The organism is Streptomyces sp. NPDC057099 (assembly GCF_042671245.1).
In the GTDB taxonomy this organism is placed as follows: domain Bacteria; phylum Actinomycetota; class Actinomycetes; order Streptomycetales; family Streptomycetaceae; genus Streptomyces; species Streptomyces purpurascens.
On the sequence record NZ_JBHUTX010000004.1, the window covers coordinates 235,393 to 253,338 of the forward strand.

13 protein-coding genes are annotated in these 17,946 nt (G+C 70.4%); 9 read left to right on the forward strand and 4 right to left on the reverse strand.

The genetic code is table 11. The annotated features are described in order from the left end of the window. The first annotated feature begins 122 nt into the window (after positions 1–122). The 6 genes from ACFT4A_RS07845 (at position 123) to holA (ending at position 7,322) form a co-directional block, all read left to right on the forward strand. Positions 123–1,337 (forward strand): helix-hairpin-helix domain-containing protein, encoded by a 1,215-nt coding sequence (locus ACFT4A_RS07845; protein ID WP_382826918.1) that lies wholly within the window; start codon positions 123–125, stop codon positions 1,335–1,337. Continuing rightward, positions 1,334–4,027: a ComEC/Rec2 family competence protein gene (locus tag ACFT4A_RS07850; RefSeq protein WP_382826920.1), complete on the forward strand. Its 2,694-nt coding sequence runs from the start codon at positions 1,334–1,336 to the stop codon at positions 4,025–4,027. The genes ACFT4A_RS07845 and ACFT4A_RS07850 overlap by 4 nt, the downstream gene beginning before the upstream one ends. Positions 4,028–4,031: 4 nt before the next feature. Continuing rightward, entirely contained in the window at positions 4,032–4,871 is an 840-nt protein-coding gene (locus ACFT4A_RS07855) for an arylamine N-acetyltransferase (RefSeq protein WP_382826922.1), read from the forward strand. Between the two features lie 218 nt (positions 4,872–5,089). Further along, positions 5,090–5,971, forward strand: coding sequence for a YceI family protein (locus tag ACFT4A_RS07860; protein ID WP_382826923.1), 882 nt, complete (start codon positions 5,090–5,092; stop codon positions 5,969–5,971). Positions 5,972–6,023: 52 nt separating this feature from the next. Beyond that, positions 6,024–6,269 (forward strand): hypothetical protein, encoded by a 246-nt coding sequence (locus ACFT4A_RS07865; RefSeq protein ID WP_382826925.1) that lies wholly within the window; start codon positions 6,024–6,026, stop codon positions 6,267–6,269. A gap of 63 nt (positions 6,270–6,332) precedes the next feature. Beyond that, positions 6,333–7,322, forward strand: coding sequence for a DNA polymerase III subunit delta (gene holA / locus ACFT4A_RS07870; RefSeq protein WP_382826927.1), 990 nt, complete (start codon positions 6,333–6,335; stop codon positions 7,320–7,322). 381 nt (positions 7,323–7,703) lie between these two features. Here holA and ACFT4A_RS07875 read toward each other — a convergent pair whose 3' ends face one another. After that, positions 7,704–8,129: a VOC family protein gene (locus ACFT4A_RS07875; RefSeq protein ID WP_382826928.1), complete on the reverse strand. Its 426-nt coding sequence runs from the start codon at positions 8,127–8,129 to the stop codon at positions 7,704–7,706. Between the two features lie 87 nt (positions 8,130–8,216). Here ACFT4A_RS07875 and ACFT4A_RS07880 point away from each other — a divergent pair, with 87 nt between their 5' ends. Next, entirely contained in the window at positions 8,217–8,612 is a 396-nt protein-coding gene (locus ACFT4A_RS07880) for a nuclear transport factor 2 family protein (RefSeq protein WP_382826930.1), read from the forward strand. 177 nt (positions 8,613–8,789) lie between these two features. Here ACFT4A_RS07880 and rpsT read toward each other — a convergent pair whose 3' ends face one another. Then, complete coding sequence (gene rpsT, locus ACFT4A_RS07885) at positions 8,790–9,056, reverse strand: 30S ribosomal protein S20 (protein ID WP_311125643.1); 267 nt, start codon at positions 9,054–9,056, stop codon at positions 8,790–8,792. 231 nt (positions 9,057–9,287) lie between these two features. Here rpsT and lepA point away from each other — a divergent pair, with 231 nt between their 5' ends. Together lepA and ACFT4A_RS07895 are read left to right on the forward strand one after the other, a co-directional pair. Next, positions 9,288–11,156 carry a translation elongation factor 4 gene (lepA, locus tag ACFT4A_RS07890; RefSeq protein ID WP_215121468.1) on the forward strand — a complete coding sequence of 623 codons (1,869 nt, stop codon included), beginning with the start codon at positions 9,288–9,290 and terminating at the stop codon, positions 11,154–11,156. A gap of 249 nt (positions 11,157–11,405) precedes the next feature. Next, positions 11,406–13,289, forward strand: a complete 1,884-nt coding sequence (locus ACFT4A_RS07895; RefSeq protein WP_382826932.1) for an AMP-dependent synthetase/ligase — start codon at positions 11,406–11,408, stop codon at positions 13,287–13,289. Between the two features lie 64 nt (positions 13,290–13,353). Here the strand turns inward: ACFT4A_RS07895 and ACFT4A_RS07900 are convergent, their stop codons facing one another. After that, positions 13,354–13,809 (reverse strand): two-component system response regulator, encoded by a 456-nt coding sequence (locus ACFT4A_RS07900; protein ID WP_382826934.1) that lies wholly within the window; start codon positions 13,807–13,809, stop codon positions 13,354–13,356. Next, on the reverse strand, positions 13,806–17,837 hold the full coding sequence (locus ACFT4A_RS07905; protein ID WP_382826936.1) for a HAMP domain-containing protein: 4,032 nt from the start codon (positions 17,835–17,837) through the stop codon (positions 13,806–13,808). Before ACFT4A_RS07905 ends, ACFT4A_RS07900 begins: the two co-directional genes overlap by 4 nt. Between the last annotated feature and the right edge of the window lie 109 nt (positions 17,838–17,946).

Below are 17,946 nucleotides of genomic sequence, written 5' to 3' on the forward strand. Positions count from 1 at the left end.
GGGGCTGCGGGCATCGGCTCCGATCACCCGTGTGAGTGGCGGAGTTGTCCACAGCCGGGCGGTTGTCCCCGGGAATTGACCAAGATCATCGCGGGTGGGCCGAGGTGGCCGATCCTCGTCGCATGGGACTTCGATCACGTTCACGTACAGCGACTGCGACCAGCGGCCCGGGCCGTGGACCCACGTCCGACGGGCGGGTCCGGCACCCTCGCCGCCGCCCGCATGGCGCAGGCGTCCGGGCTCGGCACCGTCATGCTTCTGCGGAGGAACTGCGTCGGCGGGCGGGGGTGCTGTTCGGAGAGCACGGCGGACGGGCTGGGCCTGCCGAGCGGGCTGGGCCGGATGAACGGGTCGAGCCTGCTGAATGGGTCGGGTCGGTTGAACGGGTCGAGGAACGGCGGGAGTCGGGGCAGGGGCCGTCGGTTCCGGGGCGGCCTTCCTGGGCTGTCGTGGAGGCGGATGACGGGGATCGTGCTCCGCGGGAGCGGGATCGGCACGGAGTTGTTGTGGAGCCCTGCTTGGAGCCCGACGTCCCCGCCGAGTCCGACGGCGGAGCGGCGGGCCGTGTCGCGGAAGGGGCCTGGCGGGAGCGGGCCGGGCTCGCGCTGCGGGAGCGCATGCCGTTGTGGTTGCAGGCCAGGTGTGGGCTGGAGCTGCGGAGTGTGCTCGCTCTGAGTGTGGTGCTCGTCGTGGCCGCGGTGTTCGCCGTGCAGCACTTCTGGACCGGCCGGACCCAGTCCGTGCGGCCGCCCGAGGTGGTGCGAGCGGCGGTGCCGTACGGGGAGCAGGGCCAGGGCGGGCAGGCCGAGGAGGAGCGGGGGCCGGGCGTGCCCGCGGGGGCGGCGAAGGCGACGGGTGCCGCAGGGCAGCCCGAGATCGTCGTGGACGTCGGCGGCAAGGTCCGTGAACCCGGAATCCATCGGCTGCCGAGCGGCTCGCGCGTCGCGGACGCCCTGCGCGCGGCGGGAGGTGTGAAGCCCGGGACGAACACCGACGGTCTCAACCGCGCCCGCTTCCTCGTGGACGGCGAACAGGTGGTCGTCGGAGGACCGGCCCCCGCCGCGGGAACCGGGGCAGGAACCGGGGCGGGCGGTACGGCTGCCGGAGGTCCGGCCGGTGGTGCGGCGGGCGGCGCGATGCCGGCGGCCCCGGTCTCCCTCAACATGGCCACCGCCGATCAGCTCGACACCTTGCCGGGTGTGGGCCCGGTGCTGGCGCAGCACATCATCGACTACCGCACGCGGCACGGCGGTTTCCGTTCCGTGGACGAACTGCGCGAGGTGAACGGCATCGGCGACCGCCGCTTCGCCGACCTGCGGAATCTCGTACGGCCATGAGGACGGCCCTTGACCCGCCGGTGCGGCGGGACGAGGCCGCTCCCGGAGCCGGAGCCGGAGCCGGAGCCGGAGCCGGAGCCGGAGCCGGAGCCGGAGCCGGAGCCTCGTCCGAGCAGGCTCGGTCGTCCGTGCATGCCTCGTCCGGGAAGCGTCTCGGCACCGCGCGTCCTCGGCAGGAAGGCCCCACCGACCTGAGGCTCGTGCCTCCCGCCCTCGCGGCCTGGGGGACGGCGGCGCTGGTGCTGGGTGCATCGCCGGGGTGGGCTGCGGGCATCGTGGCCGGCTGTCTGCTGGCCGTCGGCCTGTTGCCGCTGGCTCGGAGATCCGGTACGGCGTCCTGGCCGCGCGCGTCGGCCACCGCCGTGCTGCTCTGCGTCGCCGCTGCCGCCGCCTCGGCGGGGCTGCACGGGGCGGATCTGCGCCGGGGGCCCGTGCCCGGCCTGGCGCGGGAGTACGCGACGGTGACCGCCGAGGTCGAGCTCACCTCCGACCCACGGTTGACCCGTCCCAAGGTCCGGGGCGATCACGTGGCTCCCACCGCCGTACTGGTCGACGCCGAGGTGCGGCGGGTCCACGAGGCGGGTGGCAGGGCAGCGGTGACGCGGACGCCGGTGCTGATGATCGTCGACGTGAGGTCGGCCCACCGCGGTGCCGGGGGTGCCGGGGGTGGGCCGCCGGGGTCGGTGGCCGGTGAGCGGGTGCGGTCGCCGTGGCTCGGGCTGCTGCCGTCGACGCGGCTGCGGGTCAGCGCGCGGCTGGCGCCCGCGATGACGGGCGGCGACCGGGTCGCGGCCGTGCTGCGGGTGCGGGACCAGGGCGTACCGGAGGTGGTGGGAGAGCCCTCGGGGGCGCAGCGGCTCGCCGGGCGATTGCGCGCCGGGCTGCGGGAGGCGACCGGCGGGCTGCCGGCGGATGCTCGGGCTCTGTTGCCGGGGCTGGTGGTGGGCGACACCTCGCGGATCACCCCGGAGCTGGAGGAGGCCTTCAAGGAGACCGACCTCACGCACACGTTGGCTGTTTCCGGAGCGAATTTCACGATTCTGCTGGCCCTGCTGCTCGGGCCGCCGGGCCTGGCGCAACATGCCGAACGGCGGGGGATCGCGCCGCGTCTCGGTATCTCCCTGCGGGGGACGGCGGTGCTCGGGGGTGCGCTCTCCCTCGGGTTCGTCGTGGTCTGCAGACCGGATCCGAGCGTGTTGCGGGCGGCGGCCTGCGGGGCGGTCGCGCTGCTCGCCCTCGCGACCGGTCGGCGGAGGTCGCTGATCCCGGCGCTGGCGACGGCGGTCCTGCTGCTGGTGCTGTACGACCCGTGGCTGGCGCGGAGTTACGGGTTCCTGCTGTCCGTCGTGGCCACCGGGGCGCTGCTCACGCTGGCGCCGCGGTGGAGCGCCGGGCTGCGGCGGCGCGGGGTGCCGCCCAGGCTGGCCGAGGGGCTGGCCGCCGCTGCCGCCGCGCAGGCGCTGTGCGCGCCCGTGGTCACTGTGCTGTCGTCGCGGGTGAGCCTGGTCGCGGTGCCGTGCAATCTGCTCGCGGAGTTCGCGATCGCACCCGCCACCGTGCTGGGTTTCGCGGCCCTGGCCACGGCACCGGTGGGGATGCCGGTGGCCGAGGCCCTGGCGTGGTGTGCGCAGTGGCCCGCCGAATGGATCGCGGAGATCGCCCGGACCGGAGCGGCGCTGCCGGGAGCGGGGGTGGACTGGCCGGGCAGTTGGGCGGGCGCGGCGCTGCTCGCGGCCGTGACCCTGGTGGTGCTGCTCGTGGGGCGGCGGCTGCTCGGGCATCCGTGGTGGTGCGGGGTCTGCGGGCTGCTGCTGGCGCTGGCGGTGGTGCAGCCGCCGCCGCTGACCCGGGTGATCACGGGCTGGCCGCCGCCGGGCTGGCGGCTGGTGATGTGTGACGTGGGGCAGGGCGACGCCATGGTGCTCGCGGCGGGTGAGGGCGCCGGCGTGGTGGTGGACGCGGGGCCCGATCCGCAGCTCGTCGACCACTGCCTGCGCGCACTCGGCATCACCAGGATCCCGCTGGTCGTGCTCACCCACTTCCACGCAGATCATGTGGCGGGGCTGCCCGGCGTGCTGCGCGGACGGGCCGTGGGCGCGATCGAGACGACGGACTTCGAGGAGCCCGCCGACCAGGCCGCGTTCGTCCGGAGACAGGCGGCGGCCCGGCGGGTGCCCGTGACGAGTGCCGCCGTCGGGGAGCGGCGCCGCGCGGGCGGGCTGTCCTGGCAGGTGGTGTGGCCGCCGCCGAGCCCGCCACCGCCGTCGGCGGCCTATCCACCGGGTTCGCGTCCGCAGGTGCTCCCGGCCCACCCGGTGCCGGAGGGGCCGAACGACGCCAGTGTGGCCATGCTGGTCCGGACGGCGGGGCTTAGGCTGCTGCTCCTCGGGGACCTCGAACCCCCGGCCCAGCGGGCACTGGCCAGATCGCCGGCGGCCGAGGAACTGGAGGGCGTGGACGTGCTGAAAGTCGCCCACCACGGCTCGGCCTACCAGGACCCCGGCCTCATACGCCGGGCGGCCCCGCGGCTGGCCCTGATCAGCTGCGGCGCGAACAACACCTACGGGCATCCGGCGTCCGGCACGGTGGCGGCGCTGCGCGCCGGAGGTGCGACGGTGCTGCGGACGGACAGGGACGGCGCACTGGCGGTCATAGGAGGGCGCGGAGAGCTGAGGGTGGCGCGAGACTGAGGGCATGAACTCAGCACAGGTTGATGCCTATCTCCACCGCCTCGGGGTCGAGCCCCCGGCGTGGCCCACCGTCGACGCGTTGCGCGAGCTGCACCTGCGGCATCTGGTGGCCGTGCCGTTCGAGAACCTCTCGATCCATCTCGGCGAGGAGATCGTGCTGGAGGAGAAGCGGCTGCTGGACAAGGTGGTGGGCGCTCGGCGGGGCGGGTTCTGCTACGAACTCAACGGCGCCTTCGGGGCGTTGCTCGCCGCGCTGGGTTACGAGGTGTCGCTGCTCGCGGGGCGGGTGTACGGGGACGAGGGGCGGCTCGGAATCCCGTACGACCATCTCGCGCTGCGGGTACGGACGGTGGACGGGGGCGACTGGCTGGCCGACGTCGGGTTCGGGGCGCACAGCCATCTTCCGCTGGAGTTCGGGGAGAGGGGAGAACAGGAGGACCCGGGGGGCACGTTCCGGATCGTGGAGGCGGGGCCGGACGCGGCCGGGGTGCGCGGTGGGCACGACACGGCGGAGGCGGCGGACCTGCATGTGATCCGTGACGGCCGACCGCAGTACCGCCTGGAGATGCGGCCGCGGGCGCTCGGTGACTTCGTGGCCGGCGCGTGGTGGCACAGCACGTCGCCGGTGTCGCACTTCACGCGGTCGCTGGTCTGTTCGCGGGTCACGGAGGACGGAGGGAGGATCACGCTCAGCGGACGCAAGTTCACGGTGACGGAGGCCGACGGGACGCGGGAGGTGAGGGAGCTGGGGACGGACGACGAGGTGCTCGGGGTGTATCGGGAGCGGTTCGGGATCGAGCTCGATGCGGTGCCCGTGGTCCGGGGCGGCGGCGAGGAAGGCTGATCCGGACCGGCCGGGAAGGCTGATCCGGACCAGAAGGGGCACACCGTCCACACACGGTCCACATGGTTCTAGTCGGTTCTACTCGGGAGTAGTCCCATCACATGTGCTGGATTCCCGTGATGTGGTCGCGTGTTGCCTCGAAAGCCTCATCGGTGGTCGAATGCGTCCTCGGTGAACAGTGATCAAACCGCTGACTTCGAGTCGCACGAGGTGTCCAGATGATCAGCCGCTGGCTGGGAAGCCGAACCAACCGGGTGCAACGGACGAGCCCCCTGGCGGCGGTGCCGACACCGCCGAGTGCGGGGGTGTTGAGCTGTCGGGTGCTCGACCCGGTCAACGAGCCGGTCAGACACGCCGAGTTCGCGGTCACCGACGCCATGGGGCGTGCGGTGGTCAGCGGGGGCGCGGATCCGTTCGGGTCGTTCGTGACGACGGTGCCGGCGGGGGAGTACCGGCTCGCGGTGTCGGCGGAGGGGTACACGCCGTACCGGGCGACCACGCAGGTCGCCGAGAACACGCTCGCGTCGCTCGGGGACGTGACGCTGCAGGTGGCCCGGCCGCCGGAGCTGCCCGAGCCCGGCGACTGGGAGATCGAGTCGGCGCACTCCTCGCTCGGCTTCACCGCGCGGCACATCGGACTGGCCCGGATCCACGGGCAGTTCAAGTCGTTCGCGGGCGTCATACGGGTCGCCGATCCGCTGGAGCGGTCGGCGATGCATGTGGTGATCGACGCGGCGTCCATCGACACCAACGTGAGGATGCGTGACGACCATCTGCGGTCGGCGGACTTCCTGGACATCGCGAAGTTCCCGACGCTGGAGTTCTACAGCGACCGGTTCGTGCACAAGGGCGCGAACCGGTGGGCCGTGACGGGGGCGCTGTCGCTGCACGGCGTCACGCGGACGGTCACGCTGGACACGGAGTACCTGGGGCTGGGCAACGGCATGGAGGGCGAGGTGCGGGCGGCCTGCCGGGCCACGACCGAGCTGCACCGGGACGACTTCACCGTGAGCTGGCAGACGATGCTGGCGCGGGGCATCGCGGTGGTCGGGCCGAGCATCAAGATCGATCTCGATGTGCAGGTCGTCCGCAAGGGCTGAACCGGCGGATCCGGCGGATCGGGCCGCGACGCGGTGTCGGACAATGTCCGGCGTGAGTGATGTGCGACATGTGCTGGTGCTGCCCGACCGTGATGCCGCGGAAGAGGTGGTCGAGGCGCTCGGGGAGAGGTTCGGGGTCGTCGAGGAGCCGCAGCTCGTACGGGACGCGCTGGCCGGTGAGGACGACGCCGAGGACGCGCAGTGGCTGGTCGTCCTGAGGGACGAGGCCGGGCGGCTGGACGCCGGGCAGCTGGACCGGTTCGCCGGGGAGTGGGACGGCTGGCGGGAAGAGCCGTAGGGGGCTGGGCATACCCCGGTGCGTCCGGGGCCGTTGTCAGTGGCGCGTGGGATGCTTGTCGCGATGGCCAGGAAGACTGCGAATGACGACCCTCTCGCCCCGGTGACGCTCGCCGTGGGCCAGGAGGACCTGCTGCTCGACCGCGCCGTGCAGGAGGTGGTGGCCGCGGCGAAGGCCGCCGACGCCGACACGGACGTACGGGATCTGACCCCGGACCAGTTGCAGCCCGGCACGCTCGCCGAGCTGACGAGTCCGTCGCTCTTCGCTGAGCGCAAGGTCGTGGTCGTACGCAACGCGCAGGATCTCTCGGCCGACACGATCAAGGACGTCAAGTCCTATCTCGGAGCGCCCGCCGAGGAGATCACCCTCGTGCTGCTGCACGCCGGAGGGGCCAAGGGCAAGGGGCTGCTCGACGCGGCGCGCAAGGCCGGGGCGCGCGAGGTGGCCTGTCCGAAGATGACGAAGCCGGCGGACCGGCTGGCGTTCGTGCGGGGCGAGTTCCGGGCGACGGGGAGGTCGGCCACGCCGGAGGCGTGTCAGGCGCTCGTCGACGCGATCGGGAGCGATCTTCGGGAGCTGGCGTCGGCGGTCTCGCAGCTGGTCGCGGATGTCGAGGGGACGATCGACGAGGCGGTCGTCGGGCGGTACTACACCGGCCGGGCCGAGGCGTCGAGCTTCACGGTCGCCGACCGGGCGGTCGAGGGGCGGGCTGCGGAGGCGCTGGAGGCGTTGCGCTGGTCGCTGGCGACCGGGGTGGCGCCGGTGCTGATCACCAGCGCGCTGGCGCAGGGCGTCCGGGCGATCGGGAAGCTGTCCTCGGCGCGCGGCGGCCGGCCGGCCGATCTCGCGCGCGAGCTGGGGATGCCGCCATGGAAGATCGACCGGGTCCGGCAGCAGATGCGCGGCTGGACCCCGGACGGCGTGTCCGTGGCGCTGCGCGCGGTCGCCGAGGCGGACGCGGGAGTGAAGGGCGGCGGTGACGACCCGGGCTACGCCCTGGAGAAGGCGGTCGTCGCCATCGCCCGGGCGGCCCGGTCCCGGGGGCGAGGATAGGCGCCGCTTCTCAGGGGGCGGGGGCGTCGATGCCCGGCAGGTTTCCCTCGCTGTCGCGGACCAGCCGCCGGGGTTTCGCCCGGGCGGCCAGGTCCAGGGCAGGAGGTAGGGGGCCAGCTCCTCAGCGGACGGGCTGGCCGATGCCCGGCAGGTTTCCCTCGCTGTCGCGGACCAGCCGCTGGGTTTTCCCCCGGGTGGCCGGGGCCAGGGGGCGAGGGTATGGGCTGGCTCCTCAGCGGACAGGCGCGTCGATGCCCGGCAGGTTTCCCTCGCTGTCCCCGAATCAGCCGCCGGGTTTTCCCCCGGGCGGCCAGGTCCAGGGGGCGAGGGTAGGGGCGGCTCCTCAGCGGACGGGCGCGTCGGTGCCCGGCAGGCTTCCCTTCAGCGGACGGGCTCGCCGATGCCCAGTAGGTTTCCCTCGCTGTCGTGGAACCAGGCGCCGCGTTCACCGCGGGCGCCCTTGCTCGGGTAGTTTCCCTCGACCTCGGCGATCCCGTCCCGTGTGCGGAACCCGGGCAGGTCGACCTCCTCGAAGACCACACCGCGCCGCTTCAGCTCCGCCACGGCGGCGTCGATGTCGTCGACCTCCAGCGCCATCTGGGTGAAGGTGCCGGGCGAGGTACCCGTAGAGCGGAACAGGACGAACTCCCCGCCGCCGCAGCGGTAGAGCAGCCCGCCGGGGCGTTCGTCGGCGGGCTCCAGGCCGAGCTTCTCGGCGTAGAAGCGCCGCGCCCGGTCCAGGTCCTGGGCGGGCAGCCTGGTCGCCACGCGGGCCCGGGCCAGCACGTCCCTGTTGTCACCGTTCATCTCTCCACTGTGCCGCGAGTGACGGCCGGAGGGAGAATCGGGAGTGTCAGCCGTACGTCGCCCAGTGACGGAGAGGTGGCGAGGGTCATGGCTGAACACCCGCACGCAGCGCTCGTCCGCAAGGGATTCGAAGCCTTCTCGCGCGGCGACATGGACGCCTTGCGCGGGATGATCGCGTCGGACGCCACACACCACGTACCGGGAGATCACCCGTTGTCGGGCGACTTCAAAGGGGTGGACGCGATCATCGAGATGTACGAGCGGCTCGGCATGGAGACCGACGGGACGATGGATTCCGAACTGATCGGCATCTGTGTCGACGGCCGGGGCCATGTGGTCGCGATGAACCGCTTCACCGCAGAGCGCCGGGGCAAGCGCCTCGACGACACCGGCTGCATCATCTTCCGGATCGTCGGCGACAAGGTCACCGACCTCGACGAATGCGTCGAGGACATCGACAAGAACAACGCGTTCTGGTCCTGAACAGGCCGAAGGCCGGGTGCCCTCCCATGGGGAACGGGAGAGGCACCCGGCCTTCGATTCAAGCTGCTGGATCCGCGCCCGCGTGGCGAACGCAGGCCGCGCGCGGATCCTCAGGGGTGCCGGAAGGGAGCGGATGAGAGAGGGCCCGCTCGATTCCCCCCGGCGTCACATCAGATGTCAGCCCTTGAGCGCGGCGACCTTCTGAGCCAGCGCCGACTTCTTGTTGGCAGCCTGGTTCTTGTGGATGACGCCCTTGGAGACGGCCTTGTCGAGCTGACGCGCGGCAACGCGCTGGTACTCGTTGGCCTTCTCGACGTCACCCGCGGCAGCAGCCTCACGGGCCTTGCGGATCGCGGTCTTGAGGGAGGACTTGACGGCCTTGTTGCGCAGCCGCGCCTTCTCGTTGGTCTTGATCCGCTTGATCTGGGACTTGATGTTCGCCACGAATGAGCCTTTTCAGGTTCTGGCACGGGACCGCGCGGGACCCGCACCGATGATTTCTTGAAGGTAGCGCCTCCTGCTGAGAGGGCATGAGGCACAGCCCCCCACGGTACCAGCGGGCCCATCCACGGCCCAAACCCGTCCATGCTCCCCACGCGTGGGACCATGGAGGCTACGTATCGATCCGACCCGAGACCGCAGACCCTGCGGACGCCTCAAGAATCAGGACCCTGCGTGCCCGCGATCCCTAGCCATGTGCCCGAACCGAGCCGTACCGACCCGGCTCTGATCCGCAACTTCTGCATCATCGCGCACATCGACCACGGCAAGTCCACGCTCGCCGACCGGATGCTTCAGCTGACCGGAGTGGTCGAGCAGCGGCAGATGCGCGCCCAGTACCTCGACCGCATGGACATCGAGCGTGAGCGCGGCATCACGATCAAGTCCCAGGCGGTGCGTCTGCCGTGGGCTCCCACCGAGGAGCCGGGCAACACGCACATCCTCAACATGATCGACACTCCGGGCCACGTCGACTTCACCTACGAGGTCTCGCGGTCGCTCGCAGCCTGCGAGGGCACCGTCCTCCTGGTCGACGCGGCCCAGGGCATCGAGGCCCAGACTCTCGCCAACCTCTACCTGGCGATGGAGAACGACCTCAAGATCATCCCTGTACTGAACAAGATCGACCTCCCGGCCGCCCAGCCGGAGAAGTTCTCCGAGGAGCTCGCCAACCTCGTCGGCTGCGACCCGGAGGACGTCCTCAAGGTCTCCGCGAAGACCGGCGTGGGCGTCGACGCGCTGCTCGACAAGGTCGTCGCCGAGGTGCCGGCCCCGGTCGGCGTCGCGGACGCGCCTGCCCGCGCGATGATCTTCGACTCGGTCTACGACTCCTACCGCGGCGTCGTCACGTACGTTCGAGTCGTCGACGGCCAGCTCAACAAGCGTGAGCGCATCCGGATGATGTCCACCAACGCCACGCACGAGCTGCTCGAGATCGGGACGAACTCACCCGAGATGCTGTCCGCCGACGGCCTCGGTGTCGGCGAGGTGGGCTACATCATCACCGGTGTGAAGGACGTCCGCCAGTCCAAGGTCGGTGACACGATCACCAGCCTGCAGAAGGGCGCCACCGAGGCCCTCGGCGGGTACAAGGAACCCAAGCCGATGGTGTTCTCCGGCCTCTACCCCCTCGACGGATCCGACTACCCGGAGCTGCGCGAGGCCCTCGACAAGCTCCAGCTCAACGATGCCGCGCTGGTCTACGAGCCGGAGACCTCCGCGGCCCTCGGCTTCGGATTCCGCGTCGGCTTCCTGGGCCTTCTCCACCTCGACGTCATCCGTGAGCGGCTCGAGCGCGAGTTCGGGCTCGCCCTCATCGCCACCGCTCCGAACGTGGTCTACCGCGTGGTCATGGAGGATGGCACCGAGCACACGGTGACAAACCCGAGCGAGTTCCCCGAGGGCAAGATCAACGACGTGTACGAGCCGGTCGTACGCGCCACGCTCCTCGCCCCGAGTGAGTTCATCGGCGCGATCATGGAGCTGTGCCAGACCCGGCGCGGCACGCTGCTCGGTATGGACTACCTCTCCGAGGACCGCGTGGAGATCCGCTACACGCTTCCCCTCGCGGAGATCGTCTTCGACTTCTTCGACCAGCTCAAGTCCAAGACCAAGGGCTACGCCTCGCTCGACTACGAGCCCACCGGCGAGCAGGCCTCCAGTCTCGTCAAGGTCGACATCCTGCTGCACGGCGACAAGGTGGACGCCTTCTCGGCGGTCACGCACAAGGACGCGGCGTACGCGTACGGCGTGCGGCTCGTCGCCAAGCTGCGCGAGCTGATCCCGCGCCAGGCCTTCGAGATCCCCGTCCAGGCGGCCATCGGCTCCCGGGTCATCTCCCGCGAGACCATCCGCGCCATCCGCAAGGACGTCCTCGCCAAGTGCTACGGCGGTGACATCTCCCGTAAGCGGAAGCTGCTGGAGAAGCAGAAGGAGGGCAAGAAGCGGATGAAGATGGTGGGTTCCGTAGAGGTTCCGCAGGAAGCCTTCATCGCGGTCCTGTCCAGCGATGACAGCGCGGGGTCGGGCAAGGGCAAGAAGTAGTCACGGATTACCGTGGGTTACACCCCAAACCGGGTAGAACAGGGGCCCGCCGTGCGAGAGCGCGGCGGGCCCCTGTGCGCACGTGGGGTAGCTGTCTGTACGAAGAGACAGGCCGTGGGCCCTTACGCGGGGACCGGTCGGCCTTTACTCTGATCCCTGCTCGATAGTTACTCGCGAGTTAAACAACGGCTCGCGAGTAAAACCAGCCGCACCTGAGCCAGCCGCCTGACGCGGGCCCCGGAGGACGTCGTGAGCGACACACAGACCCTGATCGAGAACCGTCCGCCGTCGGTGGCGGGCCTGTTCCTGGAGCGCGTGGCGGCCACGCCGGACGCCGAGGCCTATCGGTATCCGGTCCCATCGTCCTCCGGTCAGGGGCCGGACGAGTGGAAGTCGCTGAGCTGGGCGCAGGCCGCCGAACGGGTCTACGCCATCGCGGCGGGACTCATCGAGCTGGGCGTGCGGGCCGAGCAGCGCGTCGCGCTCGCCTCCAGCACCCGGATCGAGTGGATCCTCGCCGACCTCGGCATCATGTGCGCGGGCGCCGCGACCACCACGGTGTACCCGCAGACCAACGCCGAGGAGTCCGCCTACATCCTGTCGGACTCCGAGAGCCGGGTGCTCATCGCGGAGAACGTCGACCAGCTGGCCAAGGCGAAGGAGAAGCGCGCCGAGCTGCCCGAGCTGACCCATGTCGTGGTCGTCGACCCGGCGGGTCTGGCGAGCGAGGAGAGCGCCGACTGGATCCTCACCCTCGACGAGCTGGAGAAGCGCGGCGCGGCCCGCCTGGAGAAGGACCCCGACCTGATCAAGGAGCGGGTCGGCGCCATCACCAAGGACCAGCTCGCCACCCTCATCTACACCTCCGGCACCACCGGCCGCCCCAAGGGCGTGCGCCTTCCGCACGACAACTGGTCGTACATGGCGAAGGCGATCGCCGCGACCGGCCTGGTCAGCAGCGAGGACGTGCAGTACCTGTGGCTGCCCCTCGCGCACGTCTTCGGCAAGGTGCTCACCTCCGGCCAGATCGAGGTCGGGCACGTCACCGCCGTGGACGGCCGCGTCGACAAGATCATCGAGAACCTGCCGATCGTGCAGCCCACGTACATGGCTGCAGTGCCGCGCATCTTCGAGAAGGTCTACAACGGCGTCGCCGCCAAGGCCCGTGCGGGCGGCGGGGCCAAGTACAAGATCTTCCAGTGGGCGGCCGAGGTCGCCCGCGAGTACGCCAAGGTCTCCCAGGACAACTTCCGGCGCACCGGCACCCTGTCCGTGCCCTTCGGCCTCGGCGCCAAGCACAAGGTCGCCGACGCGCTGGTGTTCGCCAAGATCCGTGAGGCCTTCGGCGGCAACCTGCGGGCCTGTGTCTCCGGGTCGGCCGCCCTCGCGCCGGAGATCGGGTACTTCTTCTCCGGCGCCGGCATCCACATCCTCGAGGGCTACGGCCTCACCGAGTCCTCGGCGGCTTCGTTCGTGAACCCGGGCGAGGCCTACCGCACCGGTACGGTCGGCAAGCCGCTGCCCGGCACGGAGGTGCGGATCGCGGACGACGGGGAGATCCTGCTGCGCGGCCCCGGCATCATGGAGGGCTACCACGGGCTGCCCGAGAAGACCGCCGAGGTGCTGGAGTCGGACGGCTGGTTCCACACCGGGGACATCGGGGAGCTGTCGGCCGACGGGTACCTGCGGATCACCGACCGCAAGAAGGACCTCATCAAGACCTCGGGCGGCAAGTACATCGCGCCGGCGGAGGTCGAGGGGCAGTTCAAGGCGGTGTGCCCGTACGTGTCCAACATCCTGGTGCACGGGGCCGACCGGAACTTCTGCACGGCGCTGATCGCTCTTGACGAGTTGGCCATCGTGGAGTGGGCGAAGGAGAACGGGCTCGGGGGGAAGTCGTACGCCGAGATCGTGGCCGCGCCCGCGACGGTGGCGATGGTCGACGGGTATGTGAAGCAGCTCAACGAGGGGCTTCAGAAGTGGCAGACCATCAAGAAGTTCCGGTTGCTGCCGCGGGATCTTGATGTGGAGCACGGGGAGATCACGCCGAGTCTGAAGTTGAAGAGGCCGGTTGTGGAGCGGGAGTACAAGCATCTGATCGAGGAGATGTACGAAGGCTCTCGCGAGGCGTAGGTGTGGGTCGGGAGCGCGGGCGGCTGCGGGTTGTTCGTGGTTGCTCGCGCAGTTCCCCGCGCCCCTAGGTGGCCGAACCAACTCGGCGTTTGAGGTCCTGGATCTCCGTTCGCAGGCGTTCCACCTCTCTGCCCTTGCGGTAGAGGTCCAGGAAGACGCTGACCTTCGCGCGTAGGACCCATGGGTCGAAGGGCTTCGTCAGGTAGTCGGCGGCGCCGGTCGCGTAGCCGCGGAAGGCGTAGCCCGAGTCGTCGTCCGCTCCGGTCAGGAAGATGATCGGGACGTCTCGGGTCTGGTCGAGGCGTTTGATGTGGGCGGCTGTCTCGAAGCCGTCCATGCCCGGCATGCGGATGTCGAGCAGGACCAGGGCGATCGGCTGCCGCAGGAGGGCCTTCATGGCCTCCTCGCCCGAACGGGCGCGGACCAGCGGTTCGTTGAGGGAGGCGAGGACGGCCTCCAGGGCGGTCAGGTTGTCCTCCATGTCGTCGACCAGGAGGATTCCGGCGCGATCGGTGCTCATGACGGTCGAGTCTCCTCCGCCGGGTCCTCTGTGTCCTCCGCGTGCTCCGGGTCCAGCAGTTCGCACACGACCGTCAGCAGCCGGTCGATGTCCACCGGCTTGGGCACGTAGTCGTTGGCGCCGCGGGCGATGGACTTCTCCCGGTCGCCCGGCATCGCCTTCGCGGTCAGCGCCACGATCGGCAGGCCCGTCCAGCGGGGAGCGCGGCGGATGGCGGAGATGGTCTCGTAGCCGTCCATCTCCGGCATCATGATGTCCATCAGGACCAGTTCGACGTCCGCGCTGCGCTCCAGGGTCTCGATGCCCTCGCGGCCGTTCTCCGCGTACAGCACGGTCATGCCGACCCGGCCCAGGACATGGGTCAGGGCGAACACGTTGCGGATGTCGTCGTCGACGATCAGCACCCGGCGCCCGGCCAGGATCCGGCCCGGCCTGCCGGACGTCCACGCCTCCAGCTTCGTCGGCGCCGGCCAGGAGTCCTCCGTGTCGTGCGCGGCCGGGTAGGGTCCCACCGTCGACTGGAGGGGCAGGGGCAGGGCAGCGCGCTCCTCCGGGACCGGAATCGGAGCCGTGTGGCCGGGGCTGACGACCGGGACGTACAGGGTGAACCTGGAGCCCTTGCCGGGCTCGCTCTCGGCGATGATCCGGCCGCCGAGCAGGCCCGCGATCTCCCGGCTGATCGACAGGCCGAGGCCGGTGCCGCCGTACTTGCGGTTGGTGGTGCCGTCGGCCTGCTGGAACGCCTCGAAGATCACCGGGAGTTTCTCCGGCGCTATGCCGATGCCCGTGTCGGACACGGCGAAGGCGACGACGTCGTCGGCGTCCCGGACATGGTGGCGCTCGGCATCCTGCACCACCCGGTCGACCCGCAGCTCGACCTTGCCCGACGCGGTGAACTTGATCGCGTTGGACAGGAGATTGCGCAGGATCTGCTGGAGCCGTTGTTCGTCCGAGTACATCTCGCGCGGCACGTCCTCGCCGACCGCGACCTCGAAGGCGAGGCCCCGGTCGATGGTGAGGGGGCGGAACGTGGCGTGGACGTAGTCGAGCAGCTTGATCAGCGGGAGCCGCTTGGGGCGTACGTCCATCCGGCCCGCCTCGATCTTCGACAGGTCGAGGATGTCGTTGATCAGCTGGAGCAGGTCCGAGCCCGAGCGGTGGATCGTCGTCGCGAACTGCACCTCCTGGTCGGAGAGACGGCCGTCCGGGTTGTCGGAGAGCAGCCGGGCCAGGATCAGCAGGGAGTTCAGCGGGGTGCGCAGCTCGTGCGACATGTTCGCCAGGAACTCCGACTTGTACTGCGAGGACGTGGCCAGCAGGGCGGCCTTCTCCTCCAGTGCGGCGTTGGAGCGCTGCAGCTCGCCCTGCTGCTTCTGGAGTTCGTCCGAGCGCTCCTGGAGCTGCATGGCGAGGCGCTGGGACTCGCCGAGCAGGGACTCCGTGCGGGAGTTGGCGATGATCGTGTTGATGGCGACGCCGATGGTGTTGACGAACTGGTCGAAGAACGCCAGGTGCACATCGGAGAAGCGGGAGAACGAGGCGAGCTCGATGACACCGAGGAGCTTGTCCTCGAAGAGGATCGGGATGATGACGATCGTGGTGGGGGCCGCCTCGCCCAGGCCACTGTTGATCTTGATGTAGTCGGGCGGGGCGCCCTCCACCAGGATCCGCTTCTTCTCCCGGGCCGCCTGCGCGACCAGGCCGTGCACGGGGAGGCCGCCGGTCTCCACGGTCGCGTCCTGGGCGGCGCCGTAGCCGGCGATGAAGGCCAGGCCCTTGATCGGCACGGCGGTGCGCAGGACCGCGCCGTCCTCGTCCGGGTCGGCCAGGTAGAACGCGCCGTACTGGGCGTTCACCAGCGGGGTCAGCTCCCGGAGTATCAGGTCGGCGACCTCCATCAGGTCGCGGTGGCCCTGCATCAGGGCGGCCAGGCGGGCCAGATTGGACTCCAGCCAGTCCTTCGCGCGGGTCGTCTCGCGGAGGTTGGCCACCATCAGGTTGATGTTGTCCTTCAGCTCGGCGACCTCGCCGCGCGTCTCGACCGTGATCGAGCGGGACATGTCGCCCTGGGCCACGGCGGAGGCGACCTCGGCGATGGCGCGGACCTGGGTGGTGAGGTTGAGCGCGAGTTCGTTGACGTTCGTCGTCAGGCGCTTCCAGGTGCCGTAGACGCCCTCGACCCGGGCCTGGCCGCCCAGTTGGCCCTCGCTGCCGACCTCGCGGGCCACGCGGGTGACCTCGGAGGCGAAGGAGGACAGCGTGTCGACCATCGTGTTGATGGTGGTCTTCAGCTCCAGGATCTCGCCGCGCGCGTCCACGTCGATCTTCCGGGACAGGTCGCCCTGCGCCACGGCCGTCGCCACCTGGGCGATGTTGCGCACCTGGGAGGTGAGGTTGTCGGCCATGTAGTTGACGTTGTCCGTCAGGTCCCGCCAGACGCCGGAGACGCCCAGCACCTGGGCCCGTCCGCCGAGCCGGCCGTCGGTGCCGACCTCGCGGGCCACGCGGGTCACCTCGTCGGCGAAGGCGCGCAGCTGCTCCACCATCGTGTTGACGGTGTCCTTCAGCTCCAGGATCTCGCCCCGGGCGTCGACCGTGATCTTCTTCGACAGGTCGCCGTTGGCGACGGCGGTGGTCACCTGGGCGATGTTGCGCACCTGGGAGGTCAGGTTCAGCGCCATGAAGTTGACGTTGTCGGTGAGGTCCTTCCAGACCCCGGAGACGCCCCTGACCTGGGCCTGACCGCCGAGGTTGCCTTCGGTGCCGACCTCGCGGGCGACGCGCGTGACCTCGTCGGCGAAGGCGGAGAGCTGGTCGACCATCGTGTTGATCGTGGACTTGAGCTCCAGGATCTCGCCCTTGGCCTCCACCGTGATCTTCTTGCCGAGGTCGCCCTGGGCGACGGCGGTGGAGACGAGGGCGATGTTCCGCACCTGGGAGGTGAGGTTGTCCGCCATGAAGTTGACGTTGTCGGTGAGGTCCTTCCAGACCCCGGAGACGCCCCTGACCTGCGCCCGGCCGCCGAGGTTGCCTTCGGTGCCGACCTCGCGGGCCACGCGCGTGACCTCGTCGGCGAAGGCGGAGAGCTGGTCGACCATCGTGTTGATGGTCGACTTGAGCTCCAGGATCTCGCCCTGCGCGGCGACCGTGATCTTCTGGGACAGATCGCCGTTGGCCACGGCCGTGGTCACCTGGGCGATGTTGCGGACCTGGGAGGTCAGGTTCGACGCCATGAAGTTGACGTTGTCGGTGAGGTCCTTCCAGACCCCCGACACGCCCCGCACCTGCGCCCGGCCGCCCAACTGGCCCTCGGTGCCGACCTCGCGGGCGACGCGCGTGACCTCGTCGGCGAAGGCGGAGAGCTGGTCGACCATCGTGTTCACGGTCAGCTTCAGTTCCAGCAGCTCGCCGGTCGCCTCCACCGTGACCGTGCGGGTCAGGTCGCCCCGGGCCACCGCCGTCGTCACGGCCGCGATGTCCCGCACCTGGGCCGTCAGCCGGGACGCCATGGTGTTGACGGCCTCGGTGACGTCCCGCCAACTGCCCGACAGGCCGCGCACATTGGCCCGGCCGCCGAGCCGTCCCTCGGTGCCGACCTCGCGCGCGACCCGGGTCACCTCGCCCGTGAAGAGGGACAGTTGGTCCACCATCGTGTTCACGGCCCGGCCGAGGCGACGCAGGTCGCCGCGTAACTGCCGGGTCCCGTCGTGCAGATCGACCCGCTGGGTCAGATCGCCTCCGGCCACCGCGTCCAGTACGCGCGTGGCGTTCGCCGCCGGGGCGACCAAGGCGTCGAGGAGCTGGTTCACGTCGTTGACGCGGGAGGTCCACAGGCCCTGGCCCGGGCTGGCCGAGAGGCGCTCGTCGAGCCGGCCGTGCCGCACCAGCTCCCGTCGGACGCGCTGGACCTCGGTGGTGAAGTGCACGCTGCGGTCCATGATCTGGTTGTAGACCGCGGTGAGTTCGGCCACCATCCCGTGGCCGGATTCCGGCACTTTGGTGAAGTCGCCGTCGCGTGCGGCGGTCATCGCGGCAAGGAGTGGACGCAGATCGGATGTACGAATCTGACCGTCTTCGTACCGGTCTTCGACCACAGGCGTAGCACTGTTCTCACTCATGGCGGCCCACTTCGGTAAC

Bases quoted from the DNA above. Each gene is read 5' to 3' on its own strand.
- ACFT4A_RS07845 (WP_382826918.1), top strand. From the start codon at position 123: ATGGGACTTCGATCACGTTCACGTACAGCGACTGCGACCAGCGGCCCG.
- ACFT4A_RS07850 (WP_382826920.1), top strand. From the start codon at position 1,334: ATGAGGACGGCCCTTGACCCGCCGGTGCGGCGGGACGAGGCCGCTCCC.
- ACFT4A_RS07855 (WP_382826922.1), top strand. From the start codon at position 4,032: ATGAACTCAGCACAGGTTGATGCCTATCTCCACCGCCTCGGGGTCGAG.
- ACFT4A_RS07860 (WP_382826923.1), top strand. From the start codon at position 5,090: ATGATCAGCCGCTGGCTGGGAAGCCGAACCAACCGGGTGCAACGGACG.
- holA (WP_382826927.1), top strand. From the start codon at position 6,333: ATGGCCAGGAAGACTGCGAATGACGACCCTCTCGCCCCGGTGACGCTC.
- ACFT4A_RS07875 (WP_382826928.1), bottom strand. From the start codon at position 8,129: ATGAACGGTGACAACAGGGACGTGCTGGCCCGGGCCCGCGTGGCGACC.
- ACFT4A_RS07880 (WP_382826930.1), top strand. From the start codon at position 8,217: ATGGCTGAACACCCGCACGCAGCGCTCGTCCGCAAGGGATTCGAAGCC.
- ACFT4A_RS07900 (WP_382826934.1), bottom strand. From the start codon at position 13,809: ATGAGCACCGATCGCGCCGGAATCCTCCTGGTCGACGACATGGAGGAC.
- ACFT4A_RS07905 (WP_382826936.1), bottom strand. From the start codon at position 17,837: ATGACCGCCGCACGCGACGGCGACTTCACCAAAGTGCCGGAATCCGGC.